This window comes from Dorea sp. Marseille-P4042, from assembly GCF_900290215.1.
In the GTDB taxonomy this organism is placed as follows: domain Bacteria; phylum Bacillota; class Clostridia; order Lachnospirales; family Lachnospiraceae; genus Dorea; species Dorea formicigenerans.
This window is the reverse complement of record NZ_OLMI01000002.1, coordinates 327,912-346,631: the sequence shown is the minus strand read 5'-3', so window position 1 is coordinate 346,631 and position 18,720 is coordinate 327,912. Positions and strand designations below refer to the sequence as shown.

The 18,720-nt window shown below is 38.1% G+C and carries 17 protein-coding genes; 13 read left to right on the top strand and 4 right to left on the bottom strand.

Translation table 11 applies throughout. The annotated features are described in order from the left end of the window. The first annotated feature begins 10 nt into the window (after window positions 1–10). Genes cdaA through C7E02_RS07020 form a run of 6 tightly spaced genes read left to right on the top strand, consistent with a single transcriptional unit; the run spans window position 11 to window position 5,348 of the window. Window positions 11–883, top strand: coding sequence for a diadenylate cyclase CdaA (gene cdaA / locus C7E02_RS07045; RefSeq protein WP_005330488.1), 873 nt, complete (start codon window positions 11–13; stop codon window positions 881–883). Then, window positions 861–2,099, top strand: a complete 1,239-nt coding sequence (locus C7E02_RS07040) for a CdaR family protein (protein ID WP_105309170.1) — start codon at window positions 861–863, stop codon at window positions 2,097–2,099. The genes cdaA and C7E02_RS07040 overlap by 23 nt, the downstream gene beginning before the upstream one ends. An 11-nt stretch (window positions 2,100–2,110) precedes the next feature. Then, entirely contained in the window at window positions 2,111–2,374 is a 264-nt protein-coding gene (locus C7E02_RS07035) for an HPr family phosphocarrier protein (RefSeq protein ID WP_005337938.1), read from the top strand. 4 nt (window positions 2,375–2,378) lie between these two features. Further along, window positions 2,379–3,911, top strand: coding sequence for an amino acid adenylation domain-containing protein (locus C7E02_RS07030; RefSeq protein WP_105309169.1), 1,533 nt, complete (start codon window positions 2,379–2,381; stop codon window positions 3,909–3,911). Continuing rightward, on the top strand, window positions 3,880–5,103 hold the full coding sequence (locus tag C7E02_RS07025) for an alanine racemase (RefSeq protein WP_105309168.1): 1,224 nt from the start codon (window positions 3,880–3,882) through the stop codon (window positions 5,101–5,103). The genes C7E02_RS07030 and C7E02_RS07025 overlap by 32 nt, the downstream gene beginning before the upstream one ends. A gap of 17 nt (window positions 5,104–5,120) precedes the next feature. Next, window positions 5,121–5,348, top strand: coding sequence for an acyl carrier protein (locus C7E02_RS07020; protein ID WP_005330499.1), 228 nt, complete (start codon window positions 5,121–5,123; stop codon window positions 5,346–5,348). Window positions 5,349–5,444: 96 nt separating this feature from the next. Here the strand turns inward: C7E02_RS07020 and C7E02_RS07015 are convergent, their stop codons facing one another. Continuing rightward, window positions 5,445–5,825, bottom strand: a complete 381-nt coding sequence (locus tag C7E02_RS07015; protein WP_005330501.1) for a sporulation initiation factor Spo0A C-terminal domain-containing protein — start codon at window positions 5,823–5,825, stop codon at window positions 5,445–5,447. Between the two features lie 92 nt (window positions 5,826–5,917). On the opposite strand from C7E02_RS07015, the gene C7E02_RS07010 reads away from it, so the two are divergent. From C7E02_RS07010 to C7E02_RS06995, 4 genes are all read left to right on the top strand, one after another. Beyond that, window positions 5,918–6,322 carry a helix-turn-helix domain-containing protein gene (locus C7E02_RS07010; RefSeq protein ID WP_242978768.1) on the top strand — a complete coding sequence of 135 codons (405 nt, stop codon included), beginning with the start codon at window positions 5,918–5,920 and terminating at the stop codon, window positions 6,320–6,322. Between the two features lie 146 nt (window positions 6,323–6,468). Further along, on the top strand, window positions 6,469–6,816 hold the full coding sequence (locus C7E02_RS20430) for a GBS Bsp-like repeat-containing protein (RefSeq protein ID WP_105309167.1): 348 nt from the start codon (window positions 6,469–6,471) through the stop codon (window positions 6,814–6,816). Window positions 6,817–6,819: 3 nt separating this feature from the next. Continuing rightward, on the top strand, window positions 6,820–7,230 hold the full coding sequence (locus C7E02_RS07000; protein WP_005331747.1) for a GtrA family protein: 411 nt from the start codon (window positions 6,820–6,822) through the stop codon (window positions 7,228–7,230). A 205-nt stretch (window positions 7,231–7,435) separates the two neighbouring features. Further along, entirely contained in the window at window positions 7,436–9,343 is a 1,908-nt protein-coding gene (locus C7E02_RS06995; protein ID WP_105309166.1) for a L,D-transpeptidase family protein, read from the top strand. Between the two features lie 68 nt (window positions 9,344–9,411). Here the strand turns inward: C7E02_RS06995 and C7E02_RS06990 are convergent, their stop codons facing one another. From C7E02_RS06990 to C7E02_RS06980, 3 genes are read right to left on the bottom strand one after another with little or no spacing between them, the layout of a single operon-like run. Beyond that, complete coding sequence (locus C7E02_RS06990; RefSeq protein ID WP_105309165.1) at window positions 9,412–10,932, bottom strand: BCCT family transporter; 1,521 nt, start codon at window positions 10,930–10,932, stop codon at window positions 9,412–9,414. Then, window positions 10,933–11,769 (bottom strand): NTP transferase domain-containing protein, encoded by an 837-nt coding sequence (locus C7E02_RS06985; RefSeq protein ID WP_242978767.1) that lies wholly within the window; start codon window positions 11,767–11,769, stop codon window positions 10,933–10,935. It lies immediately after the preceding gene. Window positions 11,770–11,779: 10 nt separating this feature from the next. Further along, window positions 11,780–13,543 carry an NTP transferase domain-containing protein gene (locus tag C7E02_RS06980; protein ID WP_105309163.1) on the bottom strand — a complete coding sequence of 588 codons (1,764 nt, stop codon included), beginning with the start codon at window positions 13,541–13,543 and terminating at the stop codon, window positions 11,780–11,782. A 362-nt stretch (window positions 13,544–13,905) separates the two neighbouring features. On the opposite strand from C7E02_RS06980, the gene C7E02_RS20060 reads away from it, so the two are divergent. From C7E02_RS20060 to C7E02_RS06965, 3 genes are read left to right on the top strand one after another with little or no spacing between them, the layout of a single operon-like run. Continuing rightward, entirely contained in the window at window positions 13,906–14,037 is a 132-nt protein-coding gene (locus tag C7E02_RS20060; RefSeq protein ID WP_278336544.1) for a hypothetical protein, read from the top strand. Then, complete coding sequence (locus tag C7E02_RS06970) at window positions 14,034–15,209, top strand: hypothetical protein (RefSeq protein ID WP_330406795.1); 1,176 nt, start codon at window positions 14,034–14,036, stop codon at window positions 15,207–15,209. Before C7E02_RS20060 ends, C7E02_RS06970 begins: the two co-directional genes overlap by 4 nt. Next, the gene (locus C7E02_RS06965) at window positions 15,166–18,618 is read left to right on the top strand and encodes an N-acetylmuramoyl-L-alanine amidase (RefSeq protein WP_105309160.1); all 3,453 of its coding nucleotides are present in this window, start codon (window positions 15,166–15,168) and stop codon (window positions 18,616–18,618) included. The genes C7E02_RS06970 and C7E02_RS06965 overlap by 44 nt, the downstream gene beginning before the upstream one ends. The last annotated feature ends 102 nt before the right edge of the window (window positions 18,619–18,720 follow it).

The following is an 18,720-nucleotide window of genomic DNA, read 5'->3' as shown; positions in this document are numbered from 1 at the left end:
ACAGTATATTATGCATGTATTAGGAGCTGTCAGTCAGGAACTGTATTTTCCAGATGCGCATCTGACAGATATTATTGAAATCCTGATTTTGACATATCTGATCTATCATATTGCAATGTGGCTGATCAATACAAAAGCATGGATGCTGATGCGAGGAATTGTTGTACTTGGTATCTTTGTATTGCTTGCAGCAGTTTTTAAGATGCATACAATTTTATTTCTGGCAAGGAATTCGGTAACGGTACTGGCTACGGCGGCAGTTGTAGTATTTCAGCCGGAACTTCGAAGGGCTCTGGAAAAGCTTGGGGAGAAGCAGTTCCTGAGTTCGATCGTACCATTTGAGACGAACAAAGAAAGCAGCAGGTTCAGTGAAGATACCATGGACAGTATTATCGATGCAGCTTACAACATGGGACGCGTGAAGACAGGAGCGCTGATCGTGGTGGAACAGGCAATACATCTGACGGAGTATGAAAGTACAGGGATTAAGATGGACTGTCTCGTATCCATGCAGGTACTGATGAATATATTCGAGCACAACACACCACTTCACGATGGCGCTATCATTATCCGTGGTGACAGAATTGTATCTGCGACATGTTATCTGCCATTGTCTGATAACATGGGGCTTAGCAAGGAGCTTGGAACAAGGCACAGAGCAGCGGTAGGCATGAGTGAGGTCAGTGATGCTCTGATCATCGTTGTGTCTGAGGAGAACGGCAAGGTATCTGTAGCACAGGGAGGTGTGCTTGATCGGGCAGTAACGAGGGAAGAACTTCGCGAGAAGCTGACTTATATACAGAACAGAAAGCCGGAGAATAAGAATTTCCTGCAACATATATGGAAAGGAAGGAATAAAGATGAAAAAAGGACTGATGAATAATTGGGGCCTTAAGATATTATCCTTCCTCCTGGCAGTGATGCTGTGGCTGATTGTGGTAAATATCGATGACCCGGTAACAACCCAGACATTTAATAATATACCGGTAGCGGTAACGAATGCAGAGGTGCTTGCGGCGACCAATCAGACTTATCAGATTGAGGATGGCACGCAGAATGTCTCTGTGACAGTACGGGCAAAGAGATCTGTACTTAATAAGATAAAAGCAGATAATATAAAAGCGACTGCAGACATGAAAGAGCTGACGCTTCAGACACAGATTCCGATCAGCGTTGAGATTACAGGAGTCAACTATGAAAGTGTAGAAGTATCTCCACGTAATCTTCAGGTAAAACTGGAAGATGAAGAGACGAAGAAATTCCCGATTGTTCCAAAGACGACAGGAACCGTCCGAGATGGCTATACACTTGGAGAGATTCAGGCAGTGCCGGAGATGGTATCTATCCGGGGACCGAAGTCTGTCATTGATTCCATCAGTAAAGTTGAGGCATCTGTCAGTGTGTCCGGATTATCTGAAGACGTTGTGACAAAATCAGAGCTTGTATTATACGATAGTGATAACAATGTGATCGACCAGTCACTTCTTGCCAATAACCTTGGTACGGAAGGTGTATCTGTCAGTGTACAGGTGCTTGAGACGAAGAGCGTTAAGGTTGAATTTGATACTTCACAGATTACAGCAGCAGACGGATATTCTGTCAGCGATATCAAGTATGAGCCGGATCATGTAAATGTGACCGGCAGAGCGGAAGAACTGAAAAAGTTGAAGAAGATCTCAGTTCCGGCATCGGCACTCAATATGTCCGGACTGACTTCTAAGACAGAGAAAGTTGTGGACATCACAGAATATCTTCCAGAAGATATTTCACTGACAGATGAAAATGCCGGATCTGTAGTTGTGACTGTAGGAATTGACAAAAATGGAACAAAATCTTATGATATTTCTATGGGAGCCATCAAGGTAAATAACCTGGCAAATGGATTATCACTAAGTTATGAATCAGCAGATGTACTGGAGATTCAGATCCGTGGGCCGGGAGATATACTGGATCAATATAAGATCAGTGATAATGTAAGCATTGATCTTAAGAACTACCAGACGGCTGGAACTTATACAGTCCCGGTAACGGTAGGCGTTCCGGATGGCTGTGTGCTTGAGAGCACGGTATCTGTAAATGTTATACTGGAAGAGAAATAAGGAGCAGAGCTATGGTAAGTCAGAAAGTACAAATCACAAATCCAACAGGACTGCATCTGCGTCCGGCTGGAATTTTCAGCAATATCGCAAACAAATTTGAGTGCCGGATCACATTTGAGTATGAGAATTCTATTGCCAACGCCAAGAGTGTACTAAGTATCCTTGGTGCCGGAATCAAATCCGGAGATGAGATCCTGCTGATCTGTGAAGGGGAAGAAGAAGAAAAAGCATTAAAAGCAATGATAGAAGCTGTAGAAAGCGGGTTAGGGGAGTAATAAATTGATTCGAAATATTTTATGCTATGCAGAGGAGTCTGCCCGGAGATTTCCGGGTAAGACTGCCTTTGCAGATGAAGAGACAGCGTGCACATACGACGAACTGATCAAAAGTGCCAGAGCAGTAGGAACAAGACTGGGAAGGGAAGTAACTCCTGGAAAACCGATTCCTGTACTTATGGATAAAGGCGTAAAAGCTATTTATGCATTTATGGGAATCGTATCCGCAGGCTGCTTTTATATTCTGTTGGATCCGAAACTTCCGACAGAACGTCTGAGATCAGTGTTGGATACATTACAGGCAGAAGTCCTGTTGACGGATCCAGCATATGATAAACCAAGAGAGCGTCTGGAATTTGACGGCAAAGTCATTATGATGGAAGAGGCACTTCAGACACAGGTAGATGCGGAGTATCTTGATAATGTAAGAAAACAGAGCCGGGATGTGGATCCGCTCTACGCAATCTTCACTTCCGGTTCCACTGGTGTGCCAAAAGGTGTAGTTGTAAGCCACAGATCAGTCATTGACTTTATAGAAGAATTTACGAGATTATTCAACATTACAGAACATGATGTTATTGGAAATCAGGCACCATTCGATTTTGATGTGTCGGTAAAAGATATTTACTCTACTTTAAAATGTGGAGCAACTATGCAGATCATTCCAAAGAAGTTTTTCTCATTTCCGACAAAACTTCTGGATTATCTGGTCGAGCGGGAAGTAACGACTCTGATCTGGGCGGTCTCTGCACTGTGTATCATATCAACATTAAAAGGATTTGATTATAAAGTGCCACAGAAGATCCGTAAAGTCATATTCAGTGGAGAAGTCATGCCGGTGAAGCATCTGAACATCTGGAAGAAATATCTGCCGGAAGCTATGTATGTGAATGTTTACGGTCCGACTGAAATTACATGTAACTGTACGTATCATATTATTGACCGTGAATATGAACCAGGAGAAAATCTTCCGATTGGAAAACCATTTCCAAATGAAAAGGTATTTCTCTTAGATGAAGAAGACCGGGAAGTGACAAAACCTGGAGAAAAAGGAGAAATCTGCGTATCCGGTACTGCTTTGTCACTTGGATATTACAATAACCCGGAACAGACGGCAAAAGCATTTGTGCAAAATCCATTGAATCAATCTTATCTGGAGCCAATCTACCGGACAGGAGATCTGGCATATTACGGTGAAGATGGGAATCTGTACTTCGCATCACGAAAAGATTTCCAGATTAAGCATATGGGACATCGTATTGAACTTGGAGAGATTGAGACTGCACTGGAGACAGTGGAAGGACTAGGTCGGAGCCTTTGCATGTATGACGAGGTAAAGGGGAAAATTCTTGCATTCTATGAAGGAGACCTGGAAAAGAAACAAATCGTCCGGGCAATCGGGACAAGACTTCCGGGATTCATGATTCCGAATGTATTTGTGAAAGTAGAAGAATTTCCACTTACGAAAAATGGAAAAATCGACCGTAAGAAACTGGAGGAAGCTTATGAATCAGGAAATCTTACAAGCTTATCTTAGACAGGAAGAGACTCCTGCGTATATCTTTGATCTGGATATGTTAAAATCCAGAGTTCAGATGATGAAAACGATACTGGGCGAACGGACAGAAATCTGTTTTGCAATGAAAGCCAACCCATTTCTGATCGGACCGTTAAAGGATACGGCAGACAAATTCGAGGTATGTTCCCCGGGAGAATTTCACATTTGTGAGACAGTCGGAATTCCAATGGAGAGAATTGTACTGTCCGGTGTGAATAAGGAAAAATGCGACATTACCCATGCGATGCATACTTACGGAAATGCAGGCGTGTATACAATCGAATCCAGGAAGCATCTGGAACTCTTGGAAATGTGTGCAAAAGAAGAAAACATTACGATTCATGCACTGATCCGTGTGACAAGTGGAAACCAGTTCGGCATAGATGAAGAAGAAGCTTTTAATATTGTTTCTAAAAAGAACGACTACCCACATGTGCGGATTGAAGGGATTCAGTGCTATTCCGGTACTCAGAAAAAGAAGTTCTCTAAGATTGAAAAAGAGCTGCATTGGCTGGATGACATACTTACACGTCTGAAAGAAACATGCGATTATGATGCTGAAGTTCTGGAATATGGACCGGGATTTTATATCCCTTATTTTGAAAATGAAGATGAGGTAGATGATGAGTCATTGCTGCAGCAATTTGCAGATACACTTGCAACATTAAAATTCCAAGGGAAAATCACTTTGGAAATGGGACGCTATATTGCAGCATACTGTGGTTATTACGTGACTCGTATCGTAGATCAGAAAGTCAACCACGGACAGAACTACTGTATCGTAGATGGAGGACTGAACCATCTGAATTACTACGGACAGGCAATGGCTATGAAGATGCCGCATCATAAACACATTCCGGATGCTCCATTGGAGACATCGGACGAACAATCAGAAGAACAATCAGAAGTTCTTTGGAACATCTGTGGCTCTCTGTGTACGGTCAATGATGTACTGGTGAAACAGATGCCGCTGAAACATGCAAAGATTGGCGACGCTCTTGTATTTGAACGGGCGGGTGCTTATTCTGTAACAGAAGGAATCTATCTCTTCCTGAGCCGGCGCATGCCAAGGATTCTGTTCTGGTCTGAAAAAGACGGATTTACAGAGGCCAGAAAAGCAACAGAAAGCTACCCGATCAACACGGAATGTACAGAAAAAATGAAAAAATAGAAAAGGAGATAATAACTATGGAAAAATTAATTGAGATTTTAGAGGATATTCAGCCGGATGCTGACTATGAGACATGTACAACATTGATTGATGATGGAATCCTGGATTCTTTTGCAATCCTGTCTATCGTAGGAGAATTGGAAGACGAGTTCGATGTATCAGTAACACCTGCTGACATTATTCCGGAAAACTTTAACTCAGCGCAGGCACTTTGGGCTATGGTACAGAGACTGCAGGCTGAATAAGAGAACAAACGGGGACACGAGAATGACAAAAAGTACCATGTTGACACGAGAAAATGCCTGACATGGTACTTTTTTATGTTTTGCGATAACATTCTTTTATCGCAGATAGTCCGGCCAGTCTTTGGCCGGATGATACATCAGAAAAGTGGAAAGGCTGGCTAAAAAGTCTCCGACAGATGGTCTTGCGGTCATGCGATATCCAACAACAATCTGGAATAAAAATTGGTTCTTCTCCCAGATGACTGCAATCATTGTACGGATATTCCGTTCAACGCAAGGAAGCGCAATTTCGCAGGATTCGGCAACTTTTGGGTAAAGTCTGGTGGTAAGAGATGTCAACAGCTGTTGGTCCGCCAGAACATATTGAAGAGCTGTTACGGCTGGCGTAAAGCCGGCATAGACCGGAGAAGCACCAAGAGTCCGAAGCAGCTGTTCAATATCCTGTGCTGAGACATCAGAACCAGATAAAGGAACCAAAAAAACCCCTCCTTTTCAACAAATCTAATCTTATTATAACAAAAACGAATAGGTATGCAACATTTAAACTAGAAAAAGAATAGTTCCGTATTATGAGACAAAATGTTATAATTGAAGCAGTGCCAGAGGATTTGGTTCATAAATTGACGAAAGAGAAAACAGGTGACAGCATGCAAGTAGGATTGAACATTAAGATTAAAAGAATCGGAAGAGGGTATACACAGGAAGAGATTGCAGATGCCATCGGTGTCGCCCGTTCTACATACACAAGATACGAGTCAGACAAGAGACTGCCGGACATATACAAATTATGTGCACTGGCAGATTATTTTGATGTATCATTGGACGACCTGGTGGGAAGAGACTGGAAACCGAAAAAAGATCACAAAGGGCGGAACATTGCGATCAAACCACAGCCGAAATGCCGAGGCATTCTTGAAAAGGTAAGTGGCGGAAGCAGAATAAAGGCAGAGGGACATGATATCCAGCGATTGTAAAAAGACATTCACTGGATATGTTTTATTGCGGGAAAATACAGTGTGTGGTATAATCATGGAAGTTTAACAGGTGTTTGTGGAGGAAAAAGAATTTTATCATAGAAGCACAGTGAAACAAGTACCTGAAACGATAAGAAGTATTTGAAATTAAAGATATAAATAACGAGGAACTTTTATTAAGACAAGGGGAAGTACCAACAGGTGAAATAGCAGTCGGAGAGTATGATTATCATACCGCGGCGTTACCTGTTATTGCTTATAATATTGCAAATGATGACAGTATTGCATCTGTAACAGCAGTGGTTTGGCACAACGAAGATCAGAGTGATTTGCAATGGGTGGAGTTACCACAGAACGAAGATGGGACATATTCGACAAATGTGAACATTGCCAATTTTAATTTTGTATTGGGAGAGTATCATATACATGTATATGCTGTAAACACAGATGGACAGCAGTATGTCCTCGGAGAAGGAATGGGAAGTGTGCAATAAAAGATGAAAAATATAAAACAGTATTTAGACTTGACTTTTTGGAAATTTATTTTAGTTGGAATTATAAACACACTTGTGGGGACAACAGTAATGTTCGTAGCATATAATCTGTGCCATCTGAATTACTGGGTATCGTCAGCATCCAATTATGTTGTGGGCAGTATTGTGAGTTACTTTTTGAATAAATATTTTACTTTCCAGGACAAGAAAAAATCCTGGAGACAGGTGGGAATATTTGTAGTTAATATTACAATCTGCTATTTGCTGGCATATGGTCTGGCAAAACCGTTTGTCAACTGGATACTTGCAGGGCAAGCTACAGTTGTTCGTGATAATGTATCGATGTTGGTCGGAATGGGAGCATTTGTAGTGTTCAATTATTTGGGACAGAGGCTGGTAGTTTTTAAAAGATAATGTGGGTGTTTTGAGGTGTTATTATATCTTTTATATTAATGTGTGGTCATTAGTCACAGAAAATGTGGCTTTTGATACCTACATCATTAAATAGATCAATAAAAAAGTTTTTATAGAAATTGCATATAAAGATTCGCGAAATTTTTTCTAATATGATACACTATATACAAGAAACTTGTACTTGATAGTACGGAGAGGAGAAAGTATGAGGAAGAGGAAAATTTTAAAAAAAGTTGCGCTTTTTCTTGCTCTTGCAGTCGCATTGAACACATCATCATTGTCTGTTCGCGCATTAGCGGAAGAAAATGATGAGGAGGTTCAGGAGATAAGTGCAGAGCAGCCGGATAAGCAGATTATGGATGGTCAGGAGCAGAAAAAAGTGGAAGAACCTGATCAGAATGAAAATCAAACAGTTGTTTTAGAAGGTGAAGCACAAAAACCAGATGAAGGTGAAGGAGAACTGGAAGATGGTAATAAGGATAAAGTGATTCCGGAAACTTCAACACCGGGCTGGTATCAGGAGGAAGAAGACTGGTACTATTATGATGCAGATGGAAATCGCGCATCAGGATGGCGTTACATAGGAAATTGCTGGTATTATCTGAATGGAGAAGATGAGCAGAAACCAGGAGTTATGAGTGCTGATACGTTTCAGGTGATTGCTGGTAAAACATATGCATTCAGTGCCAGTGGAGCGATGCAAAAAGGTTGGATACATGAAACCGAAGGCTGGTATTACGCAAAATCTGATGGAACGTTTGCTGATGGTTGGGAATATATCAATGAATCATGGTATTATTTCGATGAAGCAAATGAAGAATTCCCGTATCTTATGGTAGAGAATACTAGAAAAACTATTAATAGTGCAGATTACTATTTTTCAAACAGTGGAGCAATGAAGAAAAATTGTTGGATACATGAAGCCGAAGGGTGGTATTATGCATTAAGTAGCGGAGTAATTGTAAGTGGATGGAAGTACGTAAATGGTACATGGTATTTCTTTGATGGAGACAATGCAGAGCATCCATATTTAATGATTTCAGATTGTAAAAAAGAAATTAATGGTGCAGAATATTTCTTTGATAAAAGTGGAGCAATGAAGAAAAATTGCTGGATTTCAGAACCAGAAGGCTGGTATTATGTACTAAGTAATGGAGCAAAAGTAACTGGCTGGGTAAAAGTTGGAACAAAATGGTATTATTTTGATCCGGATAACATAGATTATCCGGGACTGATGATCTCCGGTACAGAAAAAACAATTGCAGGTGTAGATTATATTTTTGAAGCAAATGGTTCTATGCGTGCGGGCTGGTATAAAGTTGATGATGACTGGTATTATTATGGGGAGACATCAGGACAGATTTGTTCGGGTTGGCAGAATGTTGGCGGATATTGGTATTATCTTGATCCGGCCAATGGAAATAGAGCATTTTTAGGTGGCTGGAAAGTTGTTAACGGAGCATGGTATTATTTTAATCAAGGCGGAGCAATGGCAACAAATTGGTTATATGTAGGTGGTAATTGGTATTATCTGGCTGGAAATGGAGCCATGAGAACCGGCTGGCAATGGATTGATAATAACTGGTATTATTTTTATTATGAAAACGATTCACATGGAGGAAGCCATGGAGCAATGGCTAGGGCAAGGTCTATTGATGGATGGCAGTTACAGGCTAATGGCAGTATGTTATCCGGAAAGCAGGCTGAGATGCTCGCGAAGGCGCAGGCATATACCAGTAATACAAATTACTTGATTCTGGTAGATCGTGCTGCATGTAAAGTATCTATATTTGCAGGCGGATTTGGTGCATGGAATAATATTAAATATTGGGATTGTGCGCCTGGAAAAGCATCTACTCCAACTGTTTCTGGAACATTTACAGTACAGGGGAAAGGATATTATTTTGATTCTGGATCAGCCAGATGTTATTGGTATACACAGTTCTATGGAAATTATTTATTCCACAGTGTACTTTACAGTAAATATAATGGTTCTTTGATGGATGGAAGAGTGGGTATTCCGCTTTCACATGGATGTGTACGACTTCAGATTGATAATGCAAAATGGATTTATGATAATATCCCAAGAGGAACAAAAGTAGTTATTTATTAATTTTAACCTATAAGAAAAAGAGTCTTTCATATTTTTTATGAAAGGCTCTTTTTATAATCGGGGTGTTATTATTTGCCTGTAGTTACATATGTTTTAATATCTTTAAAGAATCCTGCAATCATTATTATCATGATAATTCCAATCGGAAATGCTGATATAATGCTGATGCTTTGTATATTGTTCATGGAACTTTCAGAGAAGACCAGTGCAATTGGAAGTACTATTAATAATACACACCACAGTAATTCAATTAGTTTATGAGGATGTTCATTTTCTCCAAGTTCTTTGTAGCTATAGCAAGCTGCTGTATAAGCAATTGAATCAAATGAGGTTGCATAAAATGCAATCATACATAAAACAGTGATTACAAGAATTACTTTTGAAATTGGCATTGTATCGATAATATTTAGTATCAATCCATAGAGATCTCCATCTGTAGCATACTGTGCAATAAAATCTGTGGCTCCACTTGTCTGAATTCCGAGACCGTAATTTCCAAGCACAATAAAGCTTATGATTGTTGAACCAACGCCAAAAACATATCCTCCAAGAATTGTCTGTTTAATTGTTCTTCCACGTGAGATATTTCCGATAAAAAACGGAGCTGCAACGGACCATACCATCCAGTAAGCCCAATAATAAATGGTCCAATCTTGAGGAAAGTTATTTGTACGTTCAGGATCAGTATAGGTACATAATCCAATAAAATTCTGAAACATTATTCCTAAACTTTGGAAACCATTCTCAACAATAAATTTTCCCTGTCCTCCAGTAACTAAAACAATTAGTAAAAGACCAAAGAAAAGGTAAATACACAGTTTAGCTAAAAAGCTGATTCCCTTAAATCCATGTAATACAGCATATGTATATACAACACAGGTGATAAGAAGAATAATAATTGTAACAACAGTTCTGCTAAGCGTAATGCCAAATAATTTTACAATAATTGCAGCTAAAAGTGGGGTAGCTACACTGAAAGTAGTGGCTGTACCAGCTAAAAGTGCAAACAATGCAAATAAGTCAATGATACGTCCGAGAATTCCATCGGCATGTTTTCCAATAATCGGGCGGCAGGCTTCAGAATAGCGCTGTCGATTTCTTTTTTTAACATGCAGCATAAATCCAAATACAACTGCAAGTACAAGATAAAATGCCCATGGAATAAAGCTCCAGTGAAACAGTGGGAAAACACCAGCCCATTCCGTGACTGAACCAAGTTCCTCAAGGTGAGGATTTGTTGCATACATGACCCATTCAGCAAATGAATAGAATAAGATATCTGCTGCCAGACCACATGTAAACATCATGCTTCCCCACACAAAAAAAGAATACTTTGGTTTTTCATTTGGCTCGCCAAGAACTACATTTCCATATTTGGAAAAGGATAGGAAAATGGAAATCACTAATACACCTATACCAATAATTAAATAATAGATTCCCATTGTGTTCCCAAAGAAATATCGGACTTTGCTGATAATATCATTTGATGCATCTGGGAAGGTGAAGAGTACACCTGCCAATGCCATAATTATAATAAATGGCGCTAAGGTAACTAACCAGTCTATTCTACTGCTTTTTAATTTGTTCATTTAAATTTCCTCCAATTTCTGAGTGGCATAATAATATTTATAGTTCTGTCCAGCATGAAAGGTAAAACCTGCTGCTGCGTTATTATTATCTTTAAAAGCTTTTATTTCTTTTATCTGCCCTTCGTTGATACCTAAATTAGTAGCAATTTTTTTTAATATTTCTGACCGGGTGTTTGTTGTGTACGACTGGTCAAAAATTCGAAGTTCATCCAAAGTATCGAATTCAAAAATGAAATCCGATGGATATTTACGAATCTTCATTTGAAGTTCGGCAATGTGTTCAATATAAATGGATTCCCACAGTTTATCAGCGGTTTCCGGATTGTTATATTCATTTTCAAGGATTGATAAAAACTTTTTACTGAATTCTTGTGACCAAAATACATGACCAAGCATTACCCAGGAATTGTTACCGCCGACAACGACATTTTGTATTATACCGTCCTTTTCGGTGATGCACCATTCTTCAGTTCTTCCGTTTATGTACACTGCTGAATAGTAGCTGGCGTCAACGTCAGTTTCAAATGGATTTTCCAGAAAGTAATTATCGGAGGAACAGATATAGCTGTTTTTTAAATAATTTTTGGCGGCATGAATACTGGAATTATTGTTACGGATTAAATAATCCGGATTGTGAATGAGAATTACTTTATATTTTTCTTTCAGATATTCAAATTGTTCTGCCATATATCCAGTGATTATAACAATCTCTTCAATTCCAGCTTCTCGAAGTTGGCGGATCTGTCGTTCGATTAAGATTTCTCCCCGGACTTCGATTAATGCTTTGGGTCTTTCAAATGATAATGGCGCAAAACGACTTGATGTTCCTGCTGCCATAATAATTGCATTATCTACCTTCATTTGTCTCCTCCATAAAAATTTTATAGTAATCTTTAGCATATCGATACTGGCGTAAAGAATATTCTCCAAAATCTACACCAAGATTGCGCTTATATTCACACCAGTTGCTCCAAAGAAGTCCACCAGCAGCGATGTAACAATAGATTTTAATTCTTGTTTCTTTGTTACAGCCTTCAGTAAAGTACATTCCGATTAATTCGTCAATCTGTTCTTTGTTATAAAGTGAATAGATAGCAAACATTGCGATATCAACATGAGGATCTTGCATTCCAGCATATTCCCAATCAATAAGCCGGATATCTTCCTGACCTTGGTCATCGGTGACAAACAGGAAGTTGTCAGGAACTGCATCAATATGAGTTAATACTTTTTTGGCAATATGTGCATCAATATAAGATTTTAGAGACAATACATTGTCTTTTGTATTCTGATAATCTCTATAGATAGAAGGTTTCCCATTCCAGAGATTTTCATAAAAATTAATTTGACCAAAGATATCGAAATCATGGTCAACTGATAAATGCATTTCGTGAAATTGACGGAGCCGATTCATACATTTTTGCACATCATTTTGATCATTTGGATTACAAACTCTTGCGTGGTTTAAAAATTTTGTAATCTTATAACCATTTTCCGGATTAATATATTCAATGTCATCACAGAGATGCTTATCTTGGATAACATGATAAACCTGTGCTTCTTCACGTCTGTTAATCAGTTGATCGGTTCCTTCACCTGGAATACGCATAATGTGTTTAAAACCACCACATTCAAACAGGAAAGAACGATTTGTCATGCCTTTTTTCAGGACGGTAATGTTTGTAATCTGTTCAGGCTCTGTATGGAGCGCATCAGCAGCAATTTGCAAAACATCAGATTGCAAGTGATTAGAATTGCTGTCCAATTCACGCAACTGCTCGAAAGTATTGATTTCTACAATATTAGAAGAGAGTACCTCCCTTGCCATAACGATCATCTTATCGTGGTCGTATAAGGTCTCTTCCCAAAAACTTCCATCATAGCGAGAATCTTTATCTAATTCTTGTAGTCGTTTCTGTACAATGGAAGCTTCATCTTTGAGCAAATAACTGATACCGATCATGGAGTTTCCACCGGAAGAAGGGGAAACGGTTGTCAATTCCATCTTGCGGTTGATGCGTACTGAACTGTCGTTGTCAATTAAGTCACTGACCATATACCAGGAATAAAGTTCATGCTTGGAAAATGGATTCTGATCGCACCAAATATCACAAGGAACAATATATGAATTGGATAAAAAATCAGATGCCAGTTTCAAAGAATGAAGATTGTTCTTCGAGGCATATTCTGAATTTACAACTAACTCTACATTATATTCATCAATCAAGTATTCGTATTGTTCTTTCATAAAACCTACAACAACATAGATATTGTGAATATTCACTTCATGGAGTTGTTTGATAAGACGTTCAATTAATGGCTCTCCATGTACTTCTAAGAGTCCTTTGGGAACTTCTGTATTGATTGGAACCATACGCATTCCAAAACCCGCTGCCAGAATAATTGCGTTTTTAGGCGCGGATGCATGTATCATATCCAAAGCCTTTTTGGTTGGCTGTATTTCTTCATTTATATACCCTTCCTGGAGTAAATTTTTAATAGATCGATTAACAACTCCGAGAGAATGGCCAGATGTTTCAGAAAGCCGTCTCTGATTTGTGTAAGGAAAAGATATGATGTTGTTCAAAATATCACACTCTTGAATGTTCATGTACTAACCTCCTTTTAAATCTATGAACAACATTATATATATTGTAAAGAAAAAAGTCAAAGAAAAAATTAATCCAAAAATTAATCAATTAATAAAATCTGGTGAAAAGCTGGTAAAATTGCGTATATGTGGTATAGTATATAATTGAGTATTAATATTTAACTATAAATTGGAAAAGTGAGGATGTGAAATGAAAAAAAGCATAAAGTATAGTATGTTTATAATGATGTTTTGCATTGTAGTGTTATTTTGTTTTGGAGTAAGAACGGAGGCAGAGGAAAAAACAGGGACTTAAAATCCATTTTATTTCGTTGAATGGAGTTACTGATGCTATTTTATTAGAGAACGATGGGCATTTTGGGATGGTAGATTCAGGAGAGGACTGGGACTATCCAAATAGTGAACAATATCCATTAAGAGAAGGAATTACTATAAATGAAGGTTATGAGCAGCAAGTGATTCATTATTTAAGAACTATGGGGGTAAAAAAATAGATTTTTATATTGCCACACATTCACATAGTGATCATATAGGTAGTGGGGATGAGATAATGAATTATTTTCCGGTTGATAGATTATATATAGACCGGTATGATGATTCTTATATGTTAGATTCTCATGGAAAAGATGCACAGGATCCATATTATTATCCACAGGCAAATGAAAATTATCTTTGGGATAATCAGTATGTGTATGATTGTTTAATAAAAGCGGCAAATGATAATAATGTAAAAATAATTACAGATTTAGATCTTGATGAAAATGATAATGCATTGGTTGTAAAAGTAAATGCATACGGGAAAAACGCTCTTTTAACATCGGATATAGACCCGAAAAATGGAGATACAAAAAAGGTGGCAGATCAATTAGTTGAAGAGTTATGGAATGATGAAGGTCTAAAAGAAAAGGAAGCAAAAAAAATTGAAAAAAAGAATTATGATTTTGAATATAACATGTCTTCCAATTATGAAGAATATAATGTGTTTGTACCAGATGAGCGACAAGTAGAGGAAAATATTGAGGATGAATCGCAACCTAATTTGGGGAAAAAGATACAGATAGATTTGATGAAAATGGTGCATCACGGGGTGGATTATAATAATACAACATATTTTTTAACATCATTAAATCCTAAAACTGTTGTTATTACTGGACCTCAGAGCTTTTTTAATGATCGAATGAAACAATGCTTGTCAGGGACAGAAGTTTATTCTACGATGACAGATTCAGCAGCAATAGTTGCAGAGTTTTCAAAATCAGGGATAGACACAAAATATAATAAAATAATATCAGGAACAGAAGAAATAGATGGAGAAACATATTGGTTTGATGAAAACGGACGCAGTATAACAGGTTGGAAATATTTTGATAATGCATGGCATTATTATAATGAAAAAGGAATATTAGAAACAGGTTGGCAAACTATAAATGGATCATTGTATTATATGAATTCTGCAGGAATAATGTTAACAGGTTGGCAGTATATAGATGGCAGTTGGTATTATATGGATGATTCCGGAGCAAGGGTAAACAATTGTTGGCACTGGGTAGGAACAAATTGTTATTATTTTAATGAAAATGGAGAAATGGCTGCAGATGCATGGATAGGAGATTGGTATGTAGATGGAAGTGGAGCATGGATACCTGAAAAAGTGTATGATAAATAATGAACTTAAAGAAAGAAAGGAAGGAACTAGCATGAAGGCGAAAAAGATAATTAGTATAGCATTGACAATTACAATGTTGCTTATGACACCAATGCAGGCAGTTTTTGCAGAGGGACAGCAAGAGGTGACAGAGGGTGCAAATATAGAGATGAAATCTAATGATGATTCTCAAAAATTGGAGACTACTGAAAACGTGCCAGATGTTACTTTACATGATGAAAAAATAAACAATGATACAGTAGAAGAGAATCAAGAAAATGAAATTACACAGCAAACTGATAAATTGAATTATGTTGTTGTTAATAAAAAATATATTGAACAGGGTGATGAGCAGCAGATTGTGGTTTCTGTAGGAAACGGAATTATAGTTGAGGCAGCAACATTGAATTATCATAGAGTATCTGATGGTAAGACCTATCAGGCTGAAATGACACAGAGTAATGAAGAGGCGTTGATGTTTGATATGTCTTATGTGAAAAATGCTGAAACAGGAGAATATCAACTGGATTCTTTAGACTATAGTGTATCTGGAGAAAATCGTAAAATCGAATTTTCAGAAGCTGGGATTGATGCTAAATATGGTGTTAATACAGAGGTGGAGACAGATGCAGATGCACAAATAAGTAATCCGGATTCATCAAGTGATAATGAAATAGTAGAAGATGTTGTTTCGTTTGATGAGGAAGGAAATCAAATTTCAGAAAATTCAATTGAAGAAGCAATTGCAGCTCAGCAGGAAGATTCAACAAAGAGTAGAGCAGTAGCATCTGATGCAAAGACTAAAAATGTTGTTGTAGTGTTGGATCCAGGCCATGATGCAACGCATGCAGGGGCAATTGGAGTTAATGGGTTAAGAGAAGAAGTATTGACTTTAAAAATAGCACGTTATTGCAAGGAAGAATTACAACAGTATAGTGGTGTAACGGTATATATGACAAGAGAAAGCGAAGCTTGTCCGAATCCGAGAACATCTTCTACAAATGATAATGCAAAAAGGGTAGCCTATGCAAAGAGTGTTGGTGCAAATGTATATGTTAGCATTCACATGAATTCAGGTGCATCTGGAGCTCATGGCGCAGAAGTATATTATCCAAACTCGAATTATCGTAGCGATATAGGCGCAGAAGGAAATAAACTTGCATCGAAAGTATTAGAACAATTGGTTGCATTAGGGTTATATAATCGAGGTGTGAAAATTGAAAATTCAGGTACAGGTGATACATATGCAGATGGGAGTTTGGCTGATAAGTTTGGTGTGATCAGAGGAAGTAAAAATGCAGGATTTCCTGGAATTATAATTGAGCATGCATTTATTACGAATTCTTCGGATGCGGCATTTTTGTCAAATGAAAATAATTTAAAAAGACTTGGACAAGCGGATGCGGCGGGAATAGTGAATTATTTTGGGCTGACAAAAGGAACTTGGATTCAAGATTCCACAGGTTGGTGGTTCCGGTATCCGGATGGAACGTGGCCGGCAGATAAATGGGCATATATTGGTGGATACTGGTATTATTTTGGAAAAGATGGTTACCGAAAGACTGGATGGCTTGATCTGAATGGAGTAAGATATTATCTGAATGAAGAAGGTCAGATGGCAGTTGGCTGGAAAAAAATGGATGATACATGGTATTGGTTTAATAGTTCAGGAGCTATGAAGACAGGATGGTTATATTTAGGAAGTACATGGTATTATCTGGAATCTGATGGGAAAATGGTAACAGGATGGAAAACAATAGGCGGCGTTACATATCATTTTAATAAGTCAGGAGCTATGTGTACTGGTAATGTAACGATTGATGGGAAATTATATCGTTTCAGCAGTAGCGGAGCAGTTTTAGCAAGTTGGATATTCCAGAACAATCGGTGGTATTGGTTAAATGCAGATGGAACTTATACAAAAGGCTTTAAAATTATCGGAAATGCAACTTATTATTTTAATGATAATGAGCAAATGGTAACAGGCTGGCAATATATCAATGATAACTGGTACTGGTTCAATGGTTCGGGAACAATGAAAATTGGTTGGTTGCAACTTGGAAGTACGTGGTATTATCTGAAATCTGATGGAAAAATGGTAACAGGCTGGAAAAAAGTAGGTTCTTACTCTTATTATTTTGGACCATCAGGAAATATGTATACTGGAAAACAGACTGTAGACGAAAAAATATATGATTTTGGAACAAGTGGAGGAATTCTTAGTGGTTGGTATCTTAAGAGTAATATTTGGTATTATACAAAAGAAGATCTGACATCGGCAATAGGCTTCAATCAGATTAACGGACAGACATATTACTTTGATGAAACAGGAAGAATGCAGACGGGTTGGAAGTATGTAGATAATACATGGTATTGGTTTAATAGTTCGGGAACTATGAAGACAGGGTGGTTATATTTAGGGAGTACATGGTATTATCTGGAATCTGATGGGAAAATGGTAACAGGCTGGAAGACAGTTAACGGTTCTCGATATTATTTTGAGGCTGGTGGAGCGATGGTTACAGGTTATCGTGTAATAGATGGAAAACCATATGATTTTGGGACTGATGGCAGATGTCAATCAGTACTACAAGATGGCTGGAATTTCGAAGAAAATGCATGGTATTATGTATCGGGCGGCAAGTTGGTAAAAGGATGGTTGCAACTTGGAAATACGTGGTATTATATGGATAATAACACTGGAAAGATGCAGACTGGTTGGGTCAAAGTTGGTAATTACTGGTACTGGTTTAATACTTCCGGGGCTATGCTTACTGGTTACCAGCAGATTAATGGAACATGGTATTACATGAATAAAAAAGGAAACAAAAATGGACCAGAAGGTGCGTGGACTTATACCGGAGTAACTAGTATTATGGGAACCAGTATGCTTGGAACTGACAAAGCAACAGTTGTACAGAAGATGGTAAACCAGTATGTAAAAAGCAACGCAATATATCCGGGAGAGGCATTGGCTGTTGGTGGAGCACCAGATATAGTTACATTTTGTGGAATTCTTTATGATGAAGCTGTAGCAGAAAATATAAAACCAGAGATTATGTATGCACAGGCTATGCTGGAGACAGGCTATCTTAAGTATGGAGGAATTGTACAGGTATGGCAGTTTAATTTTGGTGGACTTGGAGCAGTGGATGGAAATGCGTCAGGAGGGTGTGCAACCTTTCCGGATGTTAGAACTGGGCTTCGGGCTCAAGTTCAACATTTAAAAGCATATGCATCAAAAGAGACACTTAATAATAGTTGTGTTGATCCAAGGTTCAATATGGTGACAAGAGGAACTGCACCATATGTCGAATGGCTTGGACAGAAGGAAAATCCGAACGTTAATTCAAAAGGAGATAGCTATGGCTGGGCAAGTGGAGAAAGTTATGGTTTTAATATTATGTCTATGATAAATAGAATGAATTAATGATAAGTCAAATATAAATAAGTGAGGTGTCAATAGGGCACTTCGCTTATTTTTTTTGTCTGAAATATAGTAAAAATGCTGAAAAAAAGATACTTTTGATAA